Raw genomic sequence first — 21983 nt, forward strand, 5'->3', positions numbered from 1 at the left:
CATGGAACTAAGGCAGTTGCAATATTTTGTTCAAGTCGCCCGGTTGCAGCATGTGACCAAAGCGGCGGAAGAATTGCACGTCGCGCAATCGGCCGTCAGCCGGCAAATCCATAGGCTAGAGGAAGAGTTGGGCGTTCGGCTGTTTATGCAGCGCGGTCGGAACGTACAATTAACGCCGGTGGGGCAGCTGTTCCTTCGTCGTGCGGAGACGGTGCTAGGCGATCTGGATCGCGCGGTATTGGAGATTCATGAGTTTCTCGACCCGGAAGTCGGAGAGATCCGCATAGGGTTCCCGCACAGCCTTGGCATTCATCTCGTCCCGCAAGTCGTGGCCGCGTTTCGCAAACTTCACCCTCACGTGAAATTCCGGTTCCGCCAAGGGATGTATCCGTCTCTGATCCGCGACGTCATCGATGCTGAGGTCGATATCGCCTTTATCTCTCCGTTCCCGGAGAAAAACGAACAAGTGACGGGGGAAATTGTGCTGACGGAGGAATTGTTCGCGATTCTGCCGGACACTCATCGCTTGGCCAATGAAGAGTCGATCGAGCTGAGCGAGCTGAGAGATGAGACATTCGTTCTGTTCGGCGCCGGCTATTCTCTTCGGCCGATCGTATGGGAAGCTTGCAAAGAGGCGGGGTTCACGCCGAACATCGGCTTTGAAGGCGAAGAGTCGGGGACGATTCGCGGGTTGGTCGCTGCAGGCATGGGGGTCAGTTTGTTGCCTGAGATGGCAATGTTCGAGACGAGTTCAATGATGCCTGCCGTCGTAAAAATCAAAGAGCCGCGCGTAACGAGGACGATCGGTTTGATTCGCCGCTCCGGCGAGAAGTTGCCGCTTGTCGTCCGAATGTTCCATGAATTCATGATCGAGTTTTTCAAAACCGAGTACAAGAGGTTATAAAGCTGTTTGAACAAATGAACCCTCGCCAGAGTAGATGGCGAGGGTTTCGTGTTGTGAGACGATGTAATGTTTAATCCCTGTTGCTGTTCGTGAAGATCAAAATGTACTTGATCAGCTCTAGGAGCGAGATTAAAGCGGCGGCAACGTACGTGAGAGCTGCTGCGTTAAGCACTTTGGCTACGCCTCTCTCCTCGTCTCGGGCGATGAAGCCTTCGGCGACCATTAGATGGCGTGCGCGAGAGCTGGCATTGAACTCGACAGGCAACGTCACGAGTTGGAATGCGACGGCAGCGGTGAAGAAGATGATCCCAAGTCCGATCAAGTTCGCAAAGTGGAACAAGAAGCCGGCAAGCAGTAGGAACGGTGCGAAGCCGGATGCGAACCGGACGACGGGAAACATGCGATGACGGATGACAAGCATCGGATACGATTCGCTATGCTGAATGGCATGACCGACTTCGTGGCAGGCGACGGAAATCGCGGAGATCGAACTTTCGTAATAAACGGGTTCGGATAGGCGAACAACACGGTGAATCGGATCGTAGTGGTCTGATAGCTTGCCGGGCACAGGTTCGATCGGAATGTCTTGCAGGCCATTGCGGTCGAGCATACGTCTAGCGGCATCATAACCGGTCATTCCGCTTGCGGCTTTTACTTCGGACCAACGATTAAAGGTGCTGCTAACCCTGAACTGAGCCCATAGCGACAAGACGAAAGCGATGATGATCAGGAAGTCCATCGGGTGGAAAAACAACATATCGGTTCCTCCTATTGGTAATGCGAGAATGTGACGAGCATCTGAAAGCGTCACATGAGATTATTTTTCCCCAGAAGCAACAATAATGCTTCGATGCACGCGGCGGTTTGCGGAGTAAGGGTCCGGAACAACCTCTTAGCCTGTTGGGGCTTAAGTTGATCGAATACCGGTTCCAGTTCTTTTACTTCGCGTTCCAGCTGTGCGAGATGGGATTGCAGCTCGGACAGCTTGCGTGTTACCGCTTCGTCAGGGACGACGCGGTTCAAGGAAGCGAATTGCTCCCGGATTTCTTCTAATGTGAATTTCTGCGCTTTCAATTGTTCAATACGATGGATTCTCGATAAAGTTTCATCATCATACAATCTGTAATTGCCCGTAGATCTCTTCGCAGGTGCGAGCAGGCCAAGGCCGGTGTAGTAATCGATCGTTCGAGGGCTTATGCCGGCCAGCTCGGAAAGTTCTCCGATCCGGTAAAGGCGCCCTTTTTTAGCTATACCGTTCCGCATCGATCAACCCTTCTTTCCTTGTTCCTTGTTGTTGCTTCTTATTCTTATCATACAAAAAGGCGAACCATACAGTCAAACGTGATGCTTCCGCTCGGAATGCACGCCATTCGTGGAATGAATGGGATGGGCTATAAAGATTGGTATGTAATCCGTCGGGGAAAACGGAAACGCATGATTCGTGTGTTAGGTTATTGCGCGAATTCCAAGTGATTTTTCTATTTCAACAGATAAAAATGAAATTATGTTAAGTCTATGTTAGATATATGAGGGATAAGTTGTACCAATATCGAAATTATCTATTGTCAAACATCAGATCCCACCCTATAATGACGATAAGTCTTTCTTTAATGTCAGAAAATATTACATTCAATTGTGGGAGTGGTCAGTATGATGAAAAAATGTTTGATTGCGGTATGCGCGCTTTTGCTGCTTTTTCCGACGATAGCATTCGCGGACGATCCGTCAGCAACCACGCTGAACATGGGGCTGAACGCACTCTGGGTTATGTTAGCCGGCATTCTAGTGCTGCTCATGCAAGGGGGATTCATACTCCTTGAAGCGGGATCGACTCGAATGAAGAATGCAGGCCATGTTGCCGGCAAAACGATTTTCACGCTCGGTCTCGGCTCCATCGTGTATTGGGCAGTCGGATATGGCATTAGTTTCGGCGGAGACGCATCTGAAGCGTTGAATAAATTTATGGGTCTCGGCAGCTTCTTCTTCGACCCGGCAGTCGCTTCGGCGGATGGATCGACACCAACGACGCTTTTCTTTATTTTCCAGTTGGCATTTGCTGCCGTATCGCTCTCGATTGCATGGGGCGGGTTCGCCGAACGCGCTAAATTGTCCTCTTACCTTATTTTCACACTGTTTTTCATTTCCATCATTTATCCGGTCATCGCTCACTGGATTTGGGGCGGGGGCTGGCTTGCCAAAGATGGTGCGCAAGACTTCGCTGGCTCGACTGTCGTCCACTTGACGGGCGCCATAGGGGCATTGGCGGCAACGATTCTGCTGAAGCCTCGCATCGGCAAGTTCAACAAAGATGGCTCTGCGAACGGAATTCTCGGCCACAACCAAGTGTTTACCGCACTTGCTGTACTGCTGTTGTGGATTGGTTGGTTCGGATTTAACGCAGGCAGCACGGTCGCTGTAGGCGATGGCTTCTTCGGATATGTCGCGTTTAACACACAACTTGGTGCAGCAGCCGGTGCGGTAGCGGCCCTTCTGATTTCCTGGCTCGTAACAGGTAAAGCCGATATTACGGCGATGCTAAATGGTGCGCTTGCCGGCCTTGTGGCCATTACAGCTTCTTGCGCTTTCGTCGTGCCTTGGGCGGCTGTCGTTATCGGTCTTGTCGCCGGCGTACTTGTGTTCTTCAGCGCCAAATTTTTCGAGAAAATCAAAGTCGACGATCCGATCTTCGCGCTTTCCGTGCACGGTGCGGCAGGAGTTTGGGGAACGCTGGCGAATGGTTTGTTTGCAACGGAACAATTGGCTGGTAAAGTCGGTGTAGGTCAAGCGGGATTGTTCTATGGCGGCGGATGGCATCAGTTAGGTGTTCAGGCTTTGTCCGTAGCCGTATGCGGAGCATTCGCGTTCGCCGCCTCATTCATCGTGCTGTGGGTCGTGAAGCAAGCGATCGGCTTCCGCGTCACCGAAGAACAAGAGATTATTGGTCTTGACTTGAGCGAACACGGCAATTACGGTTATCCGGAACAAATGAAAAAAGCCGGTACGTCGGCATAAAGGTAAATTCTGATTCGACGGTGTATTACAGGAGGGTATGACCGCATGTTAAGTCCCGATCGGGAGAAGCGGTTGTTGGACATAGCAGGTGCCGGCGATCTAACAGCGCTAATCGAGATTAGACAGAAAGAGCAGAATCGTCTGGCGACGAAAGTGGCGGCTTTCAAGGCGTCTGATTTAGTCGAGTCGTTAAACGAATTACATGACGCCCTGATAGCGAGGACGATTGCGCTGGCGGAGAACGATCTGGCACGGATGGGGCTTGGCGCCCCGCCCGTGCCTTATGCGTATATGCTGCTTGGCAGCGGCGGACGCCGAGAACAGACGACATACAGCGATCAGGATAGTTGTCTTGTGTACGCGGACACAGCCGATGAGGACAAAGCTGCGCTGTACCGAGTTTATTTTGCTCGACTCTCCGAGAAGATCGTAAACGATTTGATTGCGATGGAGTACCCGCCATGCGAAGGGGAAGTGATGTCTAACAATGCCGAATGGCGCTTGCCGCTAAGTGGATGGATGGAGAAAATCGACGGATGGTTCGCGGAACCGGCTTGGGAAAATGTGCGTTATTTGCTGATTTTCGCGGATGCACGACACATCTATGGGGATTCGGCGCTTGCGGATCAAGTGAAGAGCCATTTCTTCGGGGACATGTTAAACCACCCCGTCATCGCTAAGCGAATGATGGAGAATACGATTCGGCGCAAAGTGCTTGTCGGCGTGTTCGGTCAATTGCTGACGGAACAATACGGTGAGGATGCAGGAAGTCTAGATGTCAAATACGGTGCGTACATTCCGATGGTGAACGCATTTCGTCTTCTTGCGATTCAGGCAAACATTCGTGAAACGAGCACGTTCGGCAGAATTGAATGCTTAAGACGAGCGAAGCTGCTTGATGACGATGAAGCTGCAGAATATGCGGAAGCTTTCTCATTCTTACTGGAGATCAGAATGTTTACGGAGACGCCTAACGAAAGTGTACGATTGACGGCTTCCGGTAAAATACCTGCGGAGAGATTGACGAAGGTTCTGAGGACTCAGTTAAAGAAAGCGCTCAAGTCCGGTCGGAAAATTCAACGAAGAGTGCAAAGAGAGATGCAGGACCGCTTCGGCGGGAGGTGATACGGTGAAGGATCCGAAAAACACGAATTCAATGGGTAAAATGTGGAACTTGTACAAAATGGGCGGGATTACCCCGGCCATCGCTTCCATGCTCGGTTCGACCAATGCCCAGCAAATGGCCTTCATCCGATCGATGTCCCGGGATCAGCGCAAAGAAAGTTCGATGGAACTGCAGCTTTCGGAAATGGAAGCCGTCGTATTCGATCTAGAGACAACCGGGTTTTATCCATATAACGGGGATGAGATCATTTCGATCGGCGGAATCCTTATTAGGGGAGAAAAGTTCGAAGAAGCGGAGCCGTTTTATCGGCTCGTGAATCCGAAGCGTAAAATTCCCCGACATATTACGGAACTTACGGGCATTACGAACGAGATGGCGAAAGATGCGCCGGACATCATGCAGTCGCTTCACGATTTTATGGATTTCATCGGCAGACGCGTATTGATTGCCCATGGCAGCGGACACGACAAACAATTTTTGAATAGTGCTTTATGGCGTACGTCTAAAGTGAACTTATCCCACCGTATCGTCGATACGATGATGATCGCGAAATGGCTCGACCCGAAAGCCATGCATTACGGATTGGACGAAGTGTTAGAACGATTCGGTGTCGAGGTAACGACTAGGCATCATGCGTTACATGATGCGAGGATGACGGCTCAGCTTTATTTTAGATTCCTGGAGCAAATCTCTAACAGACAAGTGAACACTTTGGGTGAACTTTATGCGTATTTAAGCCGGCACTGATCGGGAAGATGTCGTTATACCCGCTCGATGCGCTGAGGTAGCCATCGTCCGTCAGTCGGATGCCGGCGGAAAGCGGAGATAGCTCGATCAACGGACGATATGCCGACAATCCAATAGGTCCGCCATGGCAGCGAGCCGTCATCGTCCTGTTTACTGGGCAAGAGCGGTCCTTCAGGGTGGGAATGAAAGAAACCAACGATGTCTCGTTGGTTTTGTTGCGCTTCGGAGAAAACGGCCACCCAATCCTCAGGATGAAATGCAAACCGATTTTCGGGCGAGGTAGCCGCATTGCGAATAATGCCGAACGATTCCACGTCGAGGAACCCTTCCGTTTCTTTGCCGTAGACGACACCACAGCATTCGAGCGGCAGTCTCGCAATTGCGGCTGAGAGCCATTCCTGTTCCAATTTTTCGCTGATGCGCACGATCATTTACCTTTCCGTCCTTCCTCCAACATCTCTAAGTATGTCGAATTGGATGCTCGAAGGCAACTATGATCGGGGAATTATTGAACTTGTTTGCCTGGCTTGACGAGAAAGAAAACAAGTCCAAGAGCGATAAGGGATAAGGCGGACACCGTTATGAATACAAGTTGATGGGACTTCGCCATCATCCATCCGAACAAAGGGGGACCAAACGCCACGCCGAAAAAACGCAAACTGCTGTATAGCGACGTGATCATTCCTCGCTCGGCTTTCTCGACAGCGCCGGTAATCATCGTATTCAGGCAAGGAAGAAGCAGGCCGGTGCCGATGCTGCTTAATGTCAGCAGTCCGATGAAGACGTACAAATTCGTGTTTAACCAAATGGCGAGCGCTAAAGAGACGGTCATGAGCGCCAGGCCGATATTCATGAGCCAGCGCATAAGGACGCCGTTTTTACGAATTTTCGAACCTGTCACATAGGCTGTCGCCACCATGCCGAGAAGCGGGATCGCGAGTACGAAGCCTTTGCGCACGCCTTCGATCGAATATGGCGGTTTCTCGAGAATGTCGGAGAGGAAAAACAATACGCCAAACAAAATAAAGAGCGCTAAAGATCCGCCGAAAAAAGAAGCGACGAGCCAGCGGCCGTTCTTGGCGAATATTTTTTTGACGGATACGACGTACTGTTTGATCGGCTTCGGTTCCTCTTTCTTGGCCGGTTCCTTGATCAGGAAAATCATCGCAAGCAAGGAAAGCGCACAGAAAACGGGGAAAGCGAAAAATGCGGCGTACCAGACAATGAGAGCGAACAGGGAACCGAGAATGGGGCTGATGACTTTGCCCGAACCATTTGCCGCTTCAATCAAGCCAAGCGCCTGGCTTTCCTCTCCGTCTTTGTAGAGATCTCCAACAAGCGCCATCGCGATTGGCGCGGTCCCTGCAGCGCCAATGCCTTGCAGCGCCCTAGCTCCGATAAGCATGCCATAGGAATCCCAAACAACGCCGAACCCCGCCAGTATGCCCGCCGCTCCGTAAACGATAAGCGAAGGGATAATCACTGCTTTGCGGGAGAAGCGATCGGACAAGTAACCGGCGATCGGAATGATAAGAGCGGCTGCGATGGAAAACAAACTAATGACGAGGCTCGTCTGAAACTGGCTGATGCCGAGCTTGTTGCGGAGCGTCGGTAATATCGGTACGAGCATGGAGTTGCCAAGCACCAGCACCAGGGGGACAGTCGAGAGGGCAATATACTGTTTGATTTTGCCCGCGCCTTTTCCTTTTTCTTGATCGGCTTTGCGGCTTTGGCCTTCAGCTCGTTCAGCAATTTCGCTTGTAAAGCTGATCGTAAGTTTGCGCCGGGGTTTCGTCGATACCGCCAATGTTATGCCTCCTCTGCGGCGAGGTAATCGCATAGGTGTGCGATGATTATCTCGTCTTTGGATAACGACATTAACGTTCCCCGGAGTCGTGACGGATATGCGACAAACGGCCCGAAGAGCTTGGAACGAATATGCGAAATGGGGTATGATAAAAGAAACGACAATGAGCGGGAAGAGTGATTCGCGATATGAAAAGAAACTTGTTGATTTTATTCGCCGTGCTTGCAGTTGCCGCGGCGGCTTGGATATGGGATTCTAAAGGCAGTTCGGCGGGCAGCGCGGCGGGCGAGATTGTAGAAGGTAAGGCGATCGCGGGTATTCCCGCTGCTCCTTCTCCGAAGGAAAACCGATATGCTCCGCCGGTTTCTTTCGCTAGTCTGGACGGGTCTGACGCGAAGTACGAAGTCGGCGGGAAGCGCGACAAGGCGATGATCGTGAATTTCTGGGCAGCTTGGTGCGGTCCGTGCGAGAAGGAAGCGCCGGAGCTTTTGTCGATCTACGAAGCCCATAAGGACAAATTGGATTTGTACGCGGTGAACGCGACGAAGTTCGATAAGCTAAGGGACGCGAAAGTGTTCGTCAGGGAACAAGGGTTCAATACGTTTCCTGTCTTGACAGATCCGGAGGGCACAGGTGTCGATCTGTATAAAGTGGCGTATTTTCCAGTCAGCTTCATCATTGATCGGGACGGTGTCATTCGCCATCGCATTGAGGGGATTATCGACCGGGAGCAATGGGAGCAATATTTGGCGGACGTGCTGTAAAGACTGAGCGGTTCGAGATAGGCTCGAGCGTAACCTACGAAAAGTTGCATTCCAAACGAATAAAAGGGAGGCCGCAGCCTCCCTTTTTCCATGTTTAGTGATTCAACAGTCCGTGTGTTCCGCCGATGAATTCAGGCTCGCGTTCATCTTTATCCATGCCGAGCAAGGCGTAACGGATACTGTCGATGAGCGCTTCCCAACTCGCTTCGATGACGTTGGACGATACGCCGACTGTGCTCCACGTATCGTGAAAATTAGTCGATTCGATCAGCACGCGAACTTTGGCTGCCGTCGTATCTTTTTCGTCAAGCACCCGGACTTTGTAGTCAGATAAATGAATGTCACGAATACCGGGGTAATATTGAATTAACGCTTTGCGAAGGGCGTTGTCGAGCGCGTTGACCGGGCCGTTACCTTCCGCCACCGTATACACTTGCTCGCCCGCGACGGAGATTTTGACGATCGCCTCCGTCACCATAGCTCCGTCTCTGCTCTCGACCATAATCTTGAACGAGTCGACGATAAACGCCTGAGAGGCGCTCCCGTATGCGTCGCGCAGCAAAAGTTCCAAAGAAGCGTCGGCGCCTTCAAACTGGTAGCCCTGATGTTCCAATTCTTTAATACGATCGATCACTTCGCGGGATTTCATATTTTCCGGGTTGACGTCTAGTCCCATTTCCTGCGCTTTGGACAAAATATTGCTTTGTCCCGCGAGCTCGGAAACGAGTATTCGCTGCTTATTGCCGACGAGTTGTGGTTCGATGTGTTCATATGTCTTAGAATCTTTCATGATTGCGGAAACGTGGATGCCGCCTTTGTGAGCGAACGCGGCGTTGCCGACGTACGGCTGATTGACCGGCATGTGAACGTTCGCGATCTCGCTGACGTAACGGGCGACGCCTGTCAAGGATTTCAGTTGATCATCGGTGACGCAGCTGTAACCCATTTTCAACTGCAATGTTGGAATAATCGAACAAAGGTTAGCATTGCCGCAACGTTCGCCGTATCCATTGATCGTGCCTTGAACTTGTCTCGCACCCGCGGAAATAGCAGCCAGCGTATTCGCGACCGCAAGCTCGCAGTCATTGTGCGTATGAATACCGATAGGAGCGTCGATCTCGCGAACGACACGGGAGACGATCTCGCTGATTTCTCCCGGAAGCGTTCCGCCGTTCGTGTCGCACAGAACGATCCAAGCTGCACCGGCTTCCTTCGCTTTGGAGAGCGCAGCCAGCGCGTACTCCGGATTCGCCTTGTAGCCGTCGAAGAAATGCTCTGCATCGAACAATGCTTCCATGCCTCCGTTTTTCACGAAAGCAAGGGACTCGTTGATCATAGCGAGATTTTCTTCAAGTGTCGTCTGCAATGCGGTGTGAACGTGAAAATCCCATGATTTGCCGACAAGCGTCGCCGCTTGCGCACCGGATTCGATCAGATGCTTCAGGTTAACGTCATGCTCGCAACTGCTGTTTTTCCTTCTCGTGCTGCCGAAGGCGGTCAGCTTGGCGTTCAGGTTCATTTCCCGGACGCGTCGGAAAAACTCGATGTCCTTGCTGTTGCTGCCTGGATTGCCGCCTTCAATATAGTGGACGCCCAGGGCGTCTAGCTTCAGCGCAATTTTGACTTTGTCCTCAGCGGTTAGGCTGATGCCTTCGCCTTGCGTTCCGTCGCGCAAGGTCGTGTCGAAAATCCAAAGGGGAGTTGACATGCGTAACCGTAAAGCCTCCTTCAAGTAAATAAACAGGTTAAACTATTATACCATGCTGACCGGGAAAAGTAGAGGGCAACCGCATTGCGAGGGCATTCGCCGCCCCGTTATAATGAATTGGAGTAGCAGGGGAGGCGAGCGCGTGAGCGAGAACAAGGCCAGAGTCATTTTGCACATCGATATGAACGCCTTTTATTGTTCCGTTCACGCGGCGGAGCAGCCCGAGATTTATCGAGGCAAGCCGACGGCGGTAGCGGGAAGCGTGGAGCTTCGCAAAGGCATTGTAGTGACGAGCTCGTATGAAGCGAGAGCACACGGGGTTAAGACGGGAGCGACGGTCAAGCAGGCGCTAGCCGTTTGCCCAGAACTGATATTAATCCGCCCTGATTTTGATTTGTATCGCAAATACAGCCGAGGTTTTATGAAAATCGCGGGTAACTACACGCCGCTCCTAGAAGCTGTGTCCATCGACGAATGTTATTTGGACATTACGGGCAGTTCCCAGTTCGGAACGCCGGTACAAATCGCGGAAACGATCGCACGCCGTGTGAAAGAAGAACTGAACCTGCCATGTTCGATCGGCATCGCCCCGAACAAGCTGCTTGCGAAGATGGCGTCGGACATGCGCAAGCCAGATGCCATAACGATTCTGAGGCGCCGTGATGTGCCGAGGCTGTTGTGGGATAAACCATGCCAGAATTTGTTCGGCATCGGCTACCGGTCGGCAGGTAAGCTCACCAGGCTAAACATCAATACGATCGGGGAATTGGCGGCGGCGGACGAAAGTTTGCTGCTAGATCGTTTCGGCGTCTACGGCGGATGGATGAAGCGTGCCGCGCACGGCATCGACGATTCTCCCGTGCAGCCGCTTCACGAAGCGCCGAAATCAATCGGCCACACGACGACACTGCCGGCGGATTTAACGACACGGGAGCAGTTCCGACGCGTGTTGCTGAATTTGGCTGACCAGACGACACGGCGGTTGAGGCATTCGAAAATGGTATGCGTCACTGTACAGATCACGATTCGTGATCCGGACATGAAGACGATTACCCGCTCGTCGACGATGGAAGGGCCAACCGAATTGCTCGACGATGTGTACCGCGTCGCGTGCAGGCTGATGGATACCCATTGGAAGGAAAGGAGTCCGGTCCGGTTGCTCGGCATCACGTTGCAGGGACTGACACCCAAGAGCGATACGCCGTTCCAACTCGATTTGTTTTCATACGAAGAGAGCCCAAAAAAGGATCGTTTGACGGCAGCCATGGATATTCTAAGGGATAAGTACGGCGAAAGCGCGATTCTCACTGCAGGCATGTTGGGAGACGACCCGTCCTCACTCATTCGTAATAAGAAGCTGAGGGGTACATCTCTGCAAACGGATTTCCTCAGGGAACCGCCGAATTCGGAAGAATAACAGGGAGAAGCTTCTGACACAGAATCCGTCGTGTTTTTTCGTTTGATCTTCACTGGGTTTTGTATTATATTGAACAGTAGTGGACTACTATTGTTTACAACTCGGAGTATATATTGGAGGGTAATTCATGGCTAAGTACACTTACGTAGATAAAGACACGTGTATCGCTTGCGGAGCTTGCGGAGCAACGGCCCCTGACATTTACGATTACGATGACGAAGGTTTGGCAGAAGTCATCTACCAGAACGATGGTAACCACGGCAATACGGAAATCCCAGAAGATCTGTACGACGATCTCCAAGACGCTTCCGATGGCTGCCCGACGGATTCCATCAAGATCGCGGACTCGGCATTTAATATGTAATGATGGCAACGGCTCGCGAAAAGCTCTTTTCTAGGTCAATTCGACTAGGAAAGGGCTTTTTTCATTGTGTGAATTGTGACCCGAGTCATGAAAGTCATGATTTTGACAAAATACAACAAAAACCATAAGTCCTAAGCTATAATAGAACCATCATGGAATCATTTACATAAGGCGGGCGGATCATCCTTGAAAGAAAGAATGAAGAGAATCGCGATTGTGCTTAACGCGCTCCTGTTGGTTGTCGTTTACTTCCTTTATCGAGGAGACAGTCTTCAGAGGATCGACAATCTTCTATTCGATTATTCGATGAAACAGAACGCCGGGAATTTGGAAAATACGAAAATCATCGTCGTTACAATCGATGATGCTTCATTAAAAGAGCTCGGAAGGTTTCCGTGGAGTCGTGCAGTATACGCTCCGTTCTTGGCGAATCTAAATCAACCGGGCAACGAACCGAAAGCGATCGCTTTCGATATCGTGTTCAGCGAAGCGAGCGAGAGCCCGGATGATGATATGGCATTCGCGGAGGCGCTTGCACAGTACAAGAACGTGATTTTGCCGGATGTCGGCATAATGGGAGATGTATTCAATACTTCCATCGCCAAGCGTGATCGGCTTATACAGGCACAAAGCGTGCTGAAGCCTTACGAAGAGTTCTCTGATCTCGTCCAGCATGCCCATATTAATCGTGTCTCGAGTCCGGATGGGGTCATTCGTCAGACGTGGTTGAAAATCCAGGGACCGGACGGAGAAGTCATACCTTCTCTCGCCTACAAGGCAGTTGAGATGGCGGGAGCAGATCTGAGCAAATACGATGGAATGACCGATCCGAAGAAAACAATGGAAAACGTCGCCAAAAACACGATCACGATCGACTACCAGTTGGTCGTGGACGATTTTACGACATTCTCGTTTGTAGATGTGCTGAATGGCGACATCCCGGCAGATTGGTTTAAGGATGCGATCGTCTTCGTTGGCTTCTCTGCGGTTGGCCTATCCAGCGACGGCGGTCAGGACACGGCAGCGACACCGATCGAGAAGAACGTAAAGCTCGTATACGTGCATGCGAATATCGCGAACCAACTGCTGAAAGGGACTTCGGTATCGTATGTCCCGAATGCCGTGGAACTGGCGATTGCGGCGTTATTGTTCGGATTATTTATTTTCCTTCCATGGAGATTAAAAAACATATATTCGATCTTGATTTTCCTGGTTGTCTCCGCTGGTGTACTCTATGCGCAGTTTGCGGTATACGCTGCAACAGCAACACACGTCAACGTCGTGTATATGCTGCTTGCGATGATACTGGCCTACTTGGCGAACGTCTCGCTTAAGTCATACTTGGATAGCGCACAGAAGAGTTTCGTGACGAGGCAGTTCGGTCGTTATATTTCGCCCGATCTTGTTAAGCAGATAGTCTCGCAGGATATCGACATCAAACTCGGCGGCGACTTGAAGATGATTACGATTTTGTTCCTCGATATTCGAGGATTTACGCCGCTGTCGGAGAAGCTGACGCCGCCGGAACTTGTCGATACGCTCAACACGATGTTTAACATGATTACCGAGACGACGCTGAGCAACGAAGGAACCATTGATAAGTTCATCGGGGATGCAGCAATGATCCTGTTTAACGCCCCTCTTGACGTTGACGAGCATGAACGGAAGGCGGTCAAGACTGCTTACGAAATTCAGCAAGGCATGAACAAGATTCGCGATCAGATTCTCGAGAAATACCAATGCGAGGTTAACGTTGGCATCGGTATCCATACCGGTAATGTCGTCGTCGGCAACATCGGTTCTTATTTGCGTGTCGACTATACGGCAATCGGAGACAACGTAAATATCGCGGCCCGGATCGAATCGCAGACGAAAAAAGGACAAGTTCACGTGTCTGAGCAAGTGTACGAGAAAACAAAAGACTTTTTCCGTTTCGATGAAGGAGAAGACCGGATGTTCAAAGGCAAATCCCATCCGATTCGCGTGTATGAAGTGCTTGGCACTTTGGAATAAATCTATTCTATTTTGTGAGAACAAAAGGAGAGAGTTGTGATGAAGAAGACGACAATTCGATTGATGGCGTTGCTGCTCGCTTTGCTGCCGTTGCTTGGCGCATTCGCGAACGAATCGTCCGCGGCAACGTCGCGCGTGGCCGTCATCAAAGAACTGACGGGTACGGTGAAAGTGAAGAAAGCAGGAGGCTCCAAGGAGTTCACTGCATTTAAGAAAATGAGCTTGAACGAAGGGGATATTCTGGCTGTTGGCAGTAACGGCTCGGCTGTTCTGCAATTTGCGAACGGTACGTCCGAAGACGATCTGATGTCCGCTTCGGCGAATACGACCCTAACGTTTTCCAAGCTGTCCGATAGCAAAGGAACGACGACGAAGGTCAGTATGTTAAAAGGAACTGTATGGTCGACCGTCAAGTCGATCAAAAACAAAGACGATGAATTCACTCTCGAGACGCCTACGGCAATCATGGGCGTTCGCGGCACAAACCTTCTAGCTAGCGTCAGTTCACTAACGGGGACGTCTCAATTTTTCATCGCTTCCGGGTTTGGACAAATTCTCTCAAAGCCGGCGGGCGACTTTCCGGCTCCGGCTCCATTCTACATCTATCCAGGCCAACAAATTACGATGGTTCCCGGGGCGATCCCGCCCAATCCGCAGGACGACATTTCAATAATGAGCCTCGAGAATTTCGTGAAAAATGCTTCGCAGAAAGTAATTGAGCAATTCATTAAGTCCAAAGAAGCGATCGATAAAGAAAACGAAGAGTTTATCAAGAAACAGCAGCAATTACTGAACGAGCTCGGAGGCAAGCCGCCGGAAACTTTGAATTACGATTATCATACACAAGCTGACCTTGATCGTATCGAGCAGCTCTTGTTTGATCTCGTTGGCAATTTGGCGAAACAAGCGAGAGATATGAACAAATTCCAAGGGAACGATCTACAGAAGCTGATTGATGAAGTCAACAAGACTGTGACGAATAAAATAGATTTAAGTAAAGTTGTAGATCCGAAGTTATCGGATGCAGAGAAGTTAAAGCAGCTTGAAGCATTAAAAAAACAAAAGGAACTGGAAGATAAGGCTAAGAAAGAACAGGATGCGCTAAAACAAAAGCAAGATGAACTACTGAAGAAGTTGGTTGAACAAAAAGAGGCTCAGGAAAAAGCAAACAAAGCCATTGAAGAAGAAAAGAAAAAGAAAGCGAAGGAAGAATACGAGAAGCAGCTTGCCGAAGTGCAGCGGAAGAAGTTTGAAGAAGAAAGCAAGTTGCGTGAGCAAGAACTGGCGCAGCAAACGCAATCCGCTACGCCGCCTCCGGTGTCGGGTGGTGGGCCGGTTGTAGTTGATACAAGTCCGTTTGAGTTGTACTTTAATGGGATAGGGACGCAAGTTTGGACGAAACAAACGACACCGTTAGGGTCGTCGTCCACCTTAACCTATGAAGTCGGACTTAACACAGCGAATATTCTTATCAAAAATAATACGAACTCGTCGCAATCAATTGCATCGGTTCAATATTCTTGTGACGGACCTTTTTATTGCCCAGTTTACTATAACCCAAGCTTGTCTGGATATGTTTATGAAATGCCCTATGGAGAAACAACGACCATAAGAATTAATATGATGTCTTCGGGATCTTCAGGACCTAGCGATAGTCAGTCTAGTGGAATTACTTCGTATGTAATTACTGTTAACAGGAGCGCGGTTCCAGATGGATTGACCGAGTGGAGCTTGTCTGCTTTGGATAGCAACGAGGCACCGCAACAGTTATCTTGGGAGTGGGTTGGGCCCAATACTTACTTTGCAGACTTGAACAACATCGAAGATAGCGTTCGTTTTGCTTCTTTTGATATGACCCTTAAGTTAGGTGACGGAGCAACGAATGCGAAGCTGACTTATGAGGCATGGGATTCAGGAGAGGATGCATTCTACGAGAAGACGATCACTTGGAACGGAAGCGATGTCACAAAAACGGTTGACGGACTTACGGAAGGACTTCTCCCATTCCAGTTAACGTTATTTAATGGTTCGACAGCCATTCAAACAATGAAGCTTTGGGTGAAAAACGGCATGGCTGAGGTTGAGACTTCGAGGCCTTTCAACATTCAGGATAACTTAAATAATGAAGTGCCCTATGAAAATTATATGTACAACGAGGGTGACGATCAACTTGTAGCTTATGTCGAAGAGGGCGCAAGTAGCGTTACGTTGACGCCTAAGGATGACACCATTTTAAGAATTAAATCAGTCGGCTACATGGATTCGAGCGTTTATCCTAATCCTGACGGTAGCATAGATATATCGTTACCAGATGGCAACGCATCATTGTATATTGTCATGATGAATCCGGCAGACCCGGAATATGGATACCTTTACTATAACCTTGCCGTAACTCGGTTGCCGAATGGGGTAGCAAAGTGGTACTTAGATGATTATGAATTAAATTCCAATTATTGGACTAAACTTTCTGGTCAGCCAGGGTACTATGTTGAGGCAGAAGGGTCGTCGGTTTCGACTTATATCCAGGGGAAACTAGGAGCCACAGTTGAAGTTTATTCTGGGTCGTCAGATCATCTTCTTACTGGTGTGGAAGGAAATTACACTTTAAGCGGACTTCAAGCTGGACTCAACTTATTCACGCTTAAAACCTCGCTCGGCAATGTCACTAAAAAATATGATCTCATTATTAAGCAGGGGAATCAAAGTCAGATAGAGTTGTTGAAATTGAATAATGAATCTGTTCCCTACGACGAACTAAATGCTTCGATTAACGCGACAACTTATTCGCCGACCGCTAGAGTGACGCTAGGCACATCCAAAAAATTTGTCACTGTTAAAAGGATATCAAACGGAACTGTAATTAATGGAGCATCAGATTCCGAAAATGCCTACGATCTTAGCCTGGTGCTTGGTGTAAATAAGTTCGAAATCTCCATTGAGAATCCGATTAATCACAACTTGGATGAAGTTATTACATTAACAATTAACTACAATACGTTGCCATCGTAACAAGATGAAAGGAGACCATTCGATGAGAGGATTTACAAGAAAGTGCACGTTATTGATAGCTGGGATAGCTATCTTTGCTTCCATCCCAAATCTCGCTACTGCAGCCCCTAACGTTGACTGGACCCAATCCGCCAAGCTGTACGAAGTACACACATGGGCAGGGAAGTCCGATCTCGGCCACACGGACGGGAAGACAAGCGAAGCGACTTTTTTCCATCCGCATTCGGTTGTTGTAATGCCGAATGGGCAATTGCTGATTTCCGACTCGTCCAACCAATTGCTTCGTAAAGTGAGTGCCAGTGAAGTGTCAGCTTATGCTGGACAGATCGTAGGCGTAGACGAATCGAACTTGCCGACAGGCGGTTATAACGACGACGAGCTGGCGCATGCAGCGTTCGAGCAACCTCTTGGGCTTGCAGTCGACGCTCAAGGTAATGTGTACGTAGCTGATTCGAAAAATAATGCGATCCGCAAAGTGTCCAAAGACGGTAAAGTAACGACGCTCGCGGGTAACGGGTTGATCGGGGCGAGCGATGGAGTTGGCCAAAAGGCAACTTTCTTCGAACCGTCTGACGTTGCTGTTGATGCCGCAGGCAAAGTGTACGTCGCCGATACACTGAACAACGTCATCCGGAAAATCAGCCCGGATGGCACGGTCACAACGTTGACAGCGCCGTCAACGAGAATTGTGGAGTATCACCCGGGAGCGGTAGATTACGTAGGCGATTTCGCGGACGGTGCGATCGCTTCGGCGAAGTTTAACGAACCTAGCGCTCTTGCGATCGACAACAAAGGCAATCTGTATGTCAGCGATCGTGGTAATTGTCGCATTCGCTATATCGACTTCAATGCAAACAAAGTGACAACGGTCGCCGGTAGCGGAGAGCTTGCGAAAGATGCGATCTACGTTGAGGGTGGATTTGTGGACGGCGATGCGCAGCAGTCCCGTTTTGCTTCGCCGGAAGGGTTAACCATTGCTGCCGATGGCACACTGATCGTAGCAGACAGCTTAAACCACGTGATTCGTTCGATTAAAAATGGCAAAGTATCTACGGTTGCTGGCATTACGAAAGACCCGGGAAGCATCGACGGGGTAGCGGGATCCGCACAATTTAACCATCCGACGGATGTAGCTGTTCTGTCCGACGGACGTCTCGTCATCGTCGATGAGCAAGGAAATAAAGTACGCGTGCTGCAGTCGTATACGAAGCCGACCGACCTACCGACGGACAAAGGCATTCAGACGTTGCTGCGAGGCAAACGTGTCGTCTCCGATGTCCCAGCCCAAATGAAGTCCAATTCGGTGCTGCTGCCTGTAAACGCCGTCGGAACGGCGCTTGGTTACACGGTCGATTACGACCCAAAATCGAAATCCGCCATTTTGACGAAGGGCGAACTCACTTATGTAATAGGGCCAAACACGAAGACGGTAACTAAAACGCTCAAAGGCAAAAGCGAGCAATTAACATTGAACGCACCAAGCCTTATCGTGAATAATCGGATGTTTATTCCCGTTCGTTTCTTCGCTACGGAAGAGAACTTGGACATTCAATGGGATTCGGCAGCACAAATCGTCGTCATTCGTGATAGGACATTCTAATTGACAATCTCATAACATCACAATTAAGCCGATTCTGTCCATGAGGTCACCGGCTTGATTTGTGATGGGTAAAATCAGACTGAAAACCTCGCAATTGGGGTAGGAGACACCTTAATGAGAAAATGGTTGTGCTACTTTTTGGCTTTTCTTATCATTTTTGTTCCTACATTCGGGAGCATTAGCAAGCACGCATTGGCTGCGTCCTCGCGGGTAGAGTTATCAAAGAACTTAAAGGCAGTGTCAAAGTAAAGAAGGTGGGCGGCTCCAAGGAGTTTACAGCGTTCGCAAAAATGAGCCTGAACGAAGGGGATATTCTGACCGTTGGATCGAACGGATCGGCCGTATTGGCCTTCGCCAATGGCTCAGCTGAGGATGATCGAATGACAGTAACCGCCGGGTCAACGCTCTCTTTTTCCAAGCTGTCTAATCGAAAAGGGACGATAACGAAAGTAAGTATGTTTAATGGCTCGGCTTGGGTAGAAGTAAAGTCGATCACGAACAAGGACGACGCATTTTCGCTTGAGACGCCGACCGCCATCATGGGTGTTCGGGGGACACACTTGCTCGTTACTGTCGATCCGATCTCGGGAGCAACGCATTTAACCGTCGCCGCGGGTATCGTGAATACGCGAACGACCGATGCCGACAATCCAGACGAAAAAGACGTGTATCCGACGCAGAGCGCGTTGGTCGTGAATGACGGCAAAGACCTATCGCAAGTGACGATTGCTTCCGTCGATGTCACACGGCTGCTGAAGCAGTCTGACGGTCGGATTGCTCAAGCGATCATGGAAGCGGCCGGAGAAATTCAGATCGAGAACGACCGCAAAATGAATCAGTATTTGGTTCAACTTGCCCCGCAAGACAACCAGAGCGAGAAAACCCGCGTGAAAACGAACGTGGAAAACATCCTCGGTGCCATCACCGATCAAGCTTTGAGCGAGGGGCTAATTTCACAATCAAGGATAAACGAGATTTTGAATGCTGTTCGCGAGCAAGCTGGCGTCGAGATCGATTTGACTAAGAAGTCGATAATGTTAACCGAAGAAGAAAAGCGTGTTAAGGAAGAGCAGCGTAAGAAGGACGAGGAAGCGCGAAAACGAGCGGAAGAACGTCTGGAGCAAGAACGAGGGAGCGCGAACAATGGCTTGCCGAGCAACTCGGGAAAGAGCGTGAGGAGCGAGAGAAAGCCAAACGCAAAGAACTGCTGGAGAAAAACAAACGGGCAATAGAGCAATACGAGACCGGTCTGGAAGAAGCAGTACGACAAAGGTTCGAGGAAGAGAAAAGAAAAAGAGAGCAAGAGTCGAACGGCACTACAGCAGGATCAACGAGTTCTCCCGGCTCGTCGAATTCTCCAATTCCGAGCGGAAGTCCAAGCGAGTCTCCAAGCGGCAGCCCAAGCGAGTCTCCGAGCGGAAGTCCTTCGAGTGACGCGGCATTACTGGGCTTTACGATTGAAGGATTTGATGGAGCCTCGCCCGCGCCTAACATGACGATCATTCCGGCAACGGCTGCGGGATATCCTGCTGACACTTATATTGCAGTGGCGAGCACCTCGATTCAGAAAGTTTCCATTCTAGCTACGACTAGCGATGAGGCTGCGGAAGTCGAATTCGACGGCGTTGTGCTCCCGTTAAAAAAGGTGACAAATCTGGCTTTGAATGCGGGAGCGACGACATTCACTTTTAATGTTAAGTCGGCGGATCGAGTAACGAACTAGAACGTATACGCTGATCATCGATCGGATATCGAATGACACAACCTTAAGGGAGATAGCCATAACTTCGTCATCAGAGCCAAGTCCGACAATTATTACTAGTCCAAGCATGACCGTCGAAATGAGCGTCTCTGGAGGAACCGACTCTGTAAAGCTTAAACCTGCGGCGACGAAAGCAGGAAGTAAAATCGAGGTCATTAACCTTATTAGTCCTCAAACTTGTCTTACGATGATATGTACGATGGGGGCAGACGGGGACTACACAGTGTCCTTAAAGGAGGAGCATCGCCAGACTGATATTATTGTCAAGGTGACGGCCACGGATGGGCTTTCAACAATGGTGTATACCGTCCGTATTACTCGAGGAATCTATAATCAAGATCCAGTTGCTATTGGGCCTTCATTCCCAAGCGTCGCGGAAAATCAGGCCCCCGGTACTGTTGTCGCTACTTTAACGGCAACGGATTATGATATAGGCGAAAGCTTCACTCTTTCATTGGTCGAGGGCTCAGGGAGCACCGATAATGCATTTTTCGAAATTGTGGGCGATCAGCTCCGCACACTACAAAGTTTCGACTATGAATCCAAGTCAAGCTACAACGTTCGAATTAGGGTGAGCGATCGGTTCGTGTTCACCTTCGAACAAGCCTTCACGATATTAATTTACAATCTTCCAGACCCAGTATAGAAATGAATTGAATTGAGGTAACGTACGAATTGATATAGAACCGCCACTTCTTCATAACGGAGAAGAGGCGGTTTTGCGTCTGACGGGTTAAATCCTTCCGCCAGATCGCCAAAGCCGATTGCGAAAACGTCATGTTTATCCAGTTAGGTGGTAGACAACGACCGCATTTCCGTACTCTCAACCGCTTTCGTTCCGAGCATATTAAAGATGTGCTTGAGGCAGTCTTCACCCCATGCTTCAACTGTTTGCTCATAATATGTCATGTTTCGACAAGAATACACATATGACAATCAAATATGGTATTGTTTACTATAATGATTTCGATTATCCTAATGTGGAATTGGAAAATTGTGACGAAAGGAAGCGGAGTCATTTGATTATGAAAACGTTTAGATTTGTTCTTCTCATGTTTGTGATCAGTATGGTTTTCGTTAACGCGGTGACGGCTAAGTCGTTTTACTATCAGTATGATGACAACAATCAGTTGAGGCAAATCAATTATCCGACAATGGTAATGAATCATCTTTGACGAAAATGGCAATACGGTTGATCGAAGATCAGATCGTACATTCATGATCTCAGCAAGTGGTTCCCATAGTCTGGCCGTCAAACAGGATGGCACGGTATGGTCGTGGGGCTATAACAATAGTGGCCAACTCGGAGACGGAACAATAACGCAGCGGACGAGACCTGTTCAGCTTACAGGTCTAAGCAATGTGCTAGGGGTAGCGGCTAGGGATACTCATAGTCTGGCCATTAAACAGGACGGTACAGTCTGGGCATGGGGTTCTAACGGATATGGTCAACTCGGAGACGGAACCACGACAAGCCAGACAAGTCCTATCCAGGTTACAGGTCTAAGCAATGTGGCGGCAATAGCCGCGGCTTACAGCGTTGCGGTCAAACAAGACGGCACTGTATGGGCGTGGGGGTATAATTATTATGGTCAACTTGGTGATGGAACGACAACGCAACGAACCAGGCCTGTGCAAATTACAATGGGGGGGAGGTAGTTCAGGGCAATTAGGACAAGGCTTTTTCCAGATTCAGATGACTCCAATTCAAACAAATAAAGCGCTCAACCTATTGCAATAGAAAATCGGA

Annotated in this window: 20 protein-coding genes; 15 read left to right on the top strand and 5 right to left on the bottom strand. The window is 49.6% G+C overall.

Annotation, left to right across the window (positions count from 1 at the left end):
* The first annotated feature begins 1 nt into the window (after position 1).
* Positions 2 to 904 carry a LysR family transcriptional regulator gene (locus tag ACFPOF_RS23385; RefSeq protein ID WP_378137214.1) on the top strand — a complete coding sequence of 301 codons (903 nt, stop codon included), beginning with the start codon at positions 2 to 4 and terminating at the stop codon, positions 902 to 904.
* 70 nt (positions 905 to 974) lie between these two features.
* Here the strand turns inward: ACFPOF_RS23385 and ACFPOF_RS23390 are convergent, their stop codons facing one another.
* Positions 975 to 1661 (bottom strand): zinc metallopeptidase, encoded by a 687-nt coding sequence (locus tag ACFPOF_RS23390; protein WP_378137216.1) that lies wholly within the window; start codon positions 1659 to 1661, stop codon positions 975 to 977.
* A 50-nt stretch (positions 1662 to 1711) separates the two neighbouring features.
* Complete coding sequence (locus ACFPOF_RS23395) at positions 1712 to 2167, bottom strand: MerR family transcriptional regulator (RefSeq protein WP_378137218.1); 456 nt, start codon at positions 2165 to 2167, stop codon at positions 1712 to 1714.
* A 387-nt stretch (positions 2168 to 2554) separates the two neighbouring features.
* Between ACFPOF_RS23395 and ACFPOF_RS23400 the strand changes: the two genes are divergently transcribed.
* The 3 genes from ACFPOF_RS23400 to ACFPOF_RS23410 are packed head-to-tail and all read left to right on the top strand — an operon-like array spanning position 2555 to position 5789.
* Complete coding sequence (locus tag ACFPOF_RS23400; protein WP_378137220.1) at positions 2555 to 3916, top strand: ammonium transporter; 1362 nt, start codon at positions 2555 to 2557, stop codon at positions 3914 to 3916.
* A 45-nt stretch (positions 3917 to 3961) separates the two neighbouring features.
* On the top strand, positions 3962 to 5041 hold the full coding sequence (locus ACFPOF_RS23405) for a DUF294 nucleotidyltransferase-like domain-containing protein (protein WP_378137221.1): 1080 nt from the start codon (positions 3962 to 3964) through the stop codon (positions 5039 to 5041).
* Positions 5042 to 5045: 4 nt separating this feature from the next.
* Positions 5046 to 5789, top strand: a complete 744-nt coding sequence (locus tag ACFPOF_RS23410) for an exonuclease domain-containing protein (protein WP_378137223.1) — start codon at positions 5046 to 5048, stop codon at positions 5787 to 5789.
* A gap of 14 nt (positions 5790 to 5803) precedes the next feature.
* Here the strand turns inward: ACFPOF_RS23410 and ACFPOF_RS23415 are convergent, their stop codons facing one another.
* Both ACFPOF_RS23415 and ACFPOF_RS23420 read right to left on the bottom strand, forming a co-directional pair.
* Positions 5804 to 6220, bottom strand: coding sequence for a M67 family metallopeptidase (locus ACFPOF_RS23415; protein ID WP_378137225.1), 417 nt, complete (start codon positions 6218 to 6220; stop codon positions 5804 to 5806).
* Positions 6221 to 6294: 74 nt separating this feature from the next.
* Complete coding sequence (locus ACFPOF_RS23420; RefSeq protein ID WP_378137227.1) at positions 6295 to 7596, bottom strand: MFS transporter; 1302 nt, start codon at positions 7594 to 7596, stop codon at positions 6295 to 6297.
* A 188-nt stretch (positions 7597 to 7784) separates the two neighbouring features.
* Here ACFPOF_RS23420 and ACFPOF_RS23425 point away from each other — a divergent pair, with 188 nt between their 5' ends.
* Positions 7785 to 8360, top strand: a complete 576-nt coding sequence (locus tag ACFPOF_RS23425) for a TlpA family protein disulfide reductase (RefSeq protein ID WP_378137229.1) — start codon at positions 7785 to 7787, stop codon at positions 8358 to 8360.
* Positions 8361 to 8454: 94 nt separating this feature from the next.
* Here the strand turns inward: ACFPOF_RS23425 and cimA are convergent, their stop codons facing one another.
* Entirely contained in the window at positions 8455 to 10068 is a 1614-nt protein-coding gene (cimA, locus tag ACFPOF_RS23430) for a citramalate synthase (RefSeq protein ID WP_378137231.1), read from the bottom strand.
* A 112-nt stretch (positions 10069 to 10180) separates the two neighbouring features.
* Between cimA and ACFPOF_RS23435 the strand changes: the two genes are divergently transcribed.
* The 10 genes from ACFPOF_RS23435 (at position 10181) to ACFPOF_RS23485 (ending at position 21892) form a co-directional block, all read left to right on the top strand.
* A complete protein-coding gene (locus ACFPOF_RS23435) occupies positions 10181 to 11485 on the top strand; it encodes a DNA polymerase IV (protein WP_378137233.1) in 1305 nt (434 codons plus the stop codon).
* A gap of 127 nt (positions 11486 to 11612) precedes the next feature.
* Entirely contained in the window at positions 11613 to 11849 is a 237-nt protein-coding gene (locus ACFPOF_RS23440) for a ferredoxin (RefSeq protein WP_378137235.1), read from the top strand.
* Between the two features lie 186 nt (positions 11850 to 12035).
* Positions 12036 to 13862, top strand: a complete 1827-nt coding sequence (locus tag ACFPOF_RS23445) for a CHASE2 domain-containing protein (RefSeq protein WP_378137237.1) — start codon at positions 12036 to 12038, stop codon at positions 13860 to 13862.
* Positions 13863 to 13901: 39 nt separating this feature from the next.
* On the top strand, positions 13902 to 16871 hold the full coding sequence (locus ACFPOF_RS23450) for a FecR domain-containing protein (protein WP_378137239.1): 2970 nt from the start codon (positions 13902 to 13904) through the stop codon (positions 16869 to 16871).
* 22 nt (positions 16872 to 16893) lie between these two features.
* Positions 16894 to 18471 (top strand): stalk domain-containing protein, encoded by a 1578-nt coding sequence (locus ACFPOF_RS23455; RefSeq protein ID WP_378137241.1) that lies wholly within the window; start codon positions 16894 to 16896, stop codon positions 18469 to 18471.
* A gap of 290 nt (positions 18472 to 18761) precedes the next feature.
* Positions 18762 to 19703, top strand: a complete 942-nt coding sequence (locus ACFPOF_RS23460) for a FecR domain-containing protein (RefSeq protein ID WP_378137243.1) — start codon at positions 18762 to 18764, stop codon at positions 19701 to 19703.
* A 260-nt stretch (positions 19704 to 19963) separates the two neighbouring features.
* Complete coding sequence (locus tag ACFPOF_RS23465; RefSeq protein ID WP_378137245.1) at positions 19964 to 20194, top strand: hypothetical protein; 231 nt, start codon at positions 19964 to 19966, stop codon at positions 20192 to 20194.
* A 118-nt stretch (positions 20195 to 20312) separates the two neighbouring features.
* Positions 20313 to 20879: a cadherin repeat domain-containing protein gene (locus ACFPOF_RS23470; RefSeq protein WP_378137247.1), complete on the top strand. Its 567-nt coding sequence runs from the start codon at positions 20313 to 20315 to the stop codon at positions 20877 to 20879.
* A 379-nt stretch (positions 20880 to 21258) separates the two neighbouring features.
* A complete protein-coding gene (locus ACFPOF_RS23480) occupies positions 21259 to 21408 on the top strand; it encodes a hypothetical protein (RefSeq protein ID WP_378137249.1) in 150 nt (49 codons plus the stop codon).
* A 43-nt stretch (positions 21409 to 21451) separates the two neighbouring features.
* Complete coding sequence (locus ACFPOF_RS23485; protein ID WP_378137251.1) at positions 21452 to 21892, top strand: RCC1 domain-containing protein; 441 nt, start codon at positions 21452 to 21454, stop codon at positions 21890 to 21892.
* Positions 21893 to 21983: the final 91 nt, after the last annotated feature.

The sequence above is a fragment of the Cohnella soli genome (assembly GCF_042655525.1).
GTDB lineage: Bacteria > Bacillota > Bacilli > Paenibacillales > Paenibacillaceae > Cohnella > Cohnella soli.

Bases quoted from the DNA above. Each gene is read 5' to 3' on its own strand.
- ACFPOF_RS23400 (WP_378137220.1), top strand. From the start codon at position 2,555: ATGATGAAAAAATGTTTGATTGCGGTATGCGCGCTTTTGCTGCTTTTT.
- ACFPOF_RS23460 (WP_378137243.1), top strand. From the start codon at position 18,762: ATGAGCCTGAACGAAGGGGATATTCTGACCGTTGGATCGAACGGATCG.
- ACFPOF_RS23385 (WP_378137214.1), top strand. From the start codon at position 2: ATGGAACTAAGGCAGTTGCAATATTTTGTTCAAGTCGCCCGGTTGCAG.
- ACFPOF_RS23390 (WP_378137216.1), bottom strand. From the start codon at position 1,661: ATGTTGTTTTTCCACCCGATGGACTTCCTGATCATCATCGCTTTCGTC.
- ACFPOF_RS23405 (WP_378137221.1), top strand. From the start codon at position 3,962: ATGTTAAGTCCCGATCGGGAGAAGCGGTTGTTGGACATAGCAGGTGCC.
- ACFPOF_RS23465 (WP_378137245.1), top strand. From the start codon at position 19,964: ATGACGATCATTCCGGCAACGGCTGCGGGATATCCTGCTGACACTTAT.
- ACFPOF_RS23435 (WP_378137233.1), top strand. From the start codon at position 10,181: ATGAATTGGAGTAGCAGGGGAGGCGAGCGCGTGAGCGAGAACAAGGCC.
- ACFPOF_RS23485 (WP_378137251.1), top strand. From the start codon at position 21,452: ATGATCTCAGCAAGTGGTTCCCATAGTCTGGCCGTCAAACAGGATGGC.
- ACFPOF_RS23395 (WP_378137218.1), bottom strand. From the start codon at position 2,167: ATGCGGAACGGTATAGCTAAAAAAGGGCGCCTTTACCGGATCGGAGAA.
- ACFPOF_RS23440 (WP_378137235.1), top strand. From the start codon at position 11,613: ATGGCTAAGTACACTTACGTAGATAAAGACACGTGTATCGCTTGCGGA.
- ACFPOF_RS23450 (WP_378137239.1), top strand. From the start codon at position 13,902: ATGAAGAAGACGACAATTCGATTGATGGCGTTGCTGCTCGCTTTGCTG.
- ACFPOF_RS23455 (WP_378137241.1), top strand. From the start codon at position 16,894: ATGAGAGGATTTACAAGAAAGTGCACGTTATTGATAGCTGGGATAGCT.
- ACFPOF_RS23425 (WP_378137229.1), top strand. From the start codon at position 7,785: ATGAAAAGAAACTTGTTGATTTTATTCGCCGTGCTTGCAGTTGCCGCG.
- ACFPOF_RS23480 (WP_378137249.1), top strand. From the start codon at position 21,259: ATGAAAACGTTTAGATTTGTTCTTCTCATGTTTGTGATCAGTATGGTT.
- cimA (WP_378137231.1), bottom strand. From the start codon at position 10,068: ATGTCAACTCCCCTTTGGATTTTCGACACGACCTTGCGCGACGGAACG.
- ACFPOF_RS23470 (WP_378137247.1), top strand. From the start codon at position 20,313: ATGAGCGTCTCTGGAGGAACCGACTCTGTAAAGCTTAAACCTGCGGCG.
- ACFPOF_RS23415 (WP_378137225.1), bottom strand. From the start codon at position 6,220: ATGATCGTGCGCATCAGCGAAAAATTGGAACAGGAATGGCTCTCAGCC.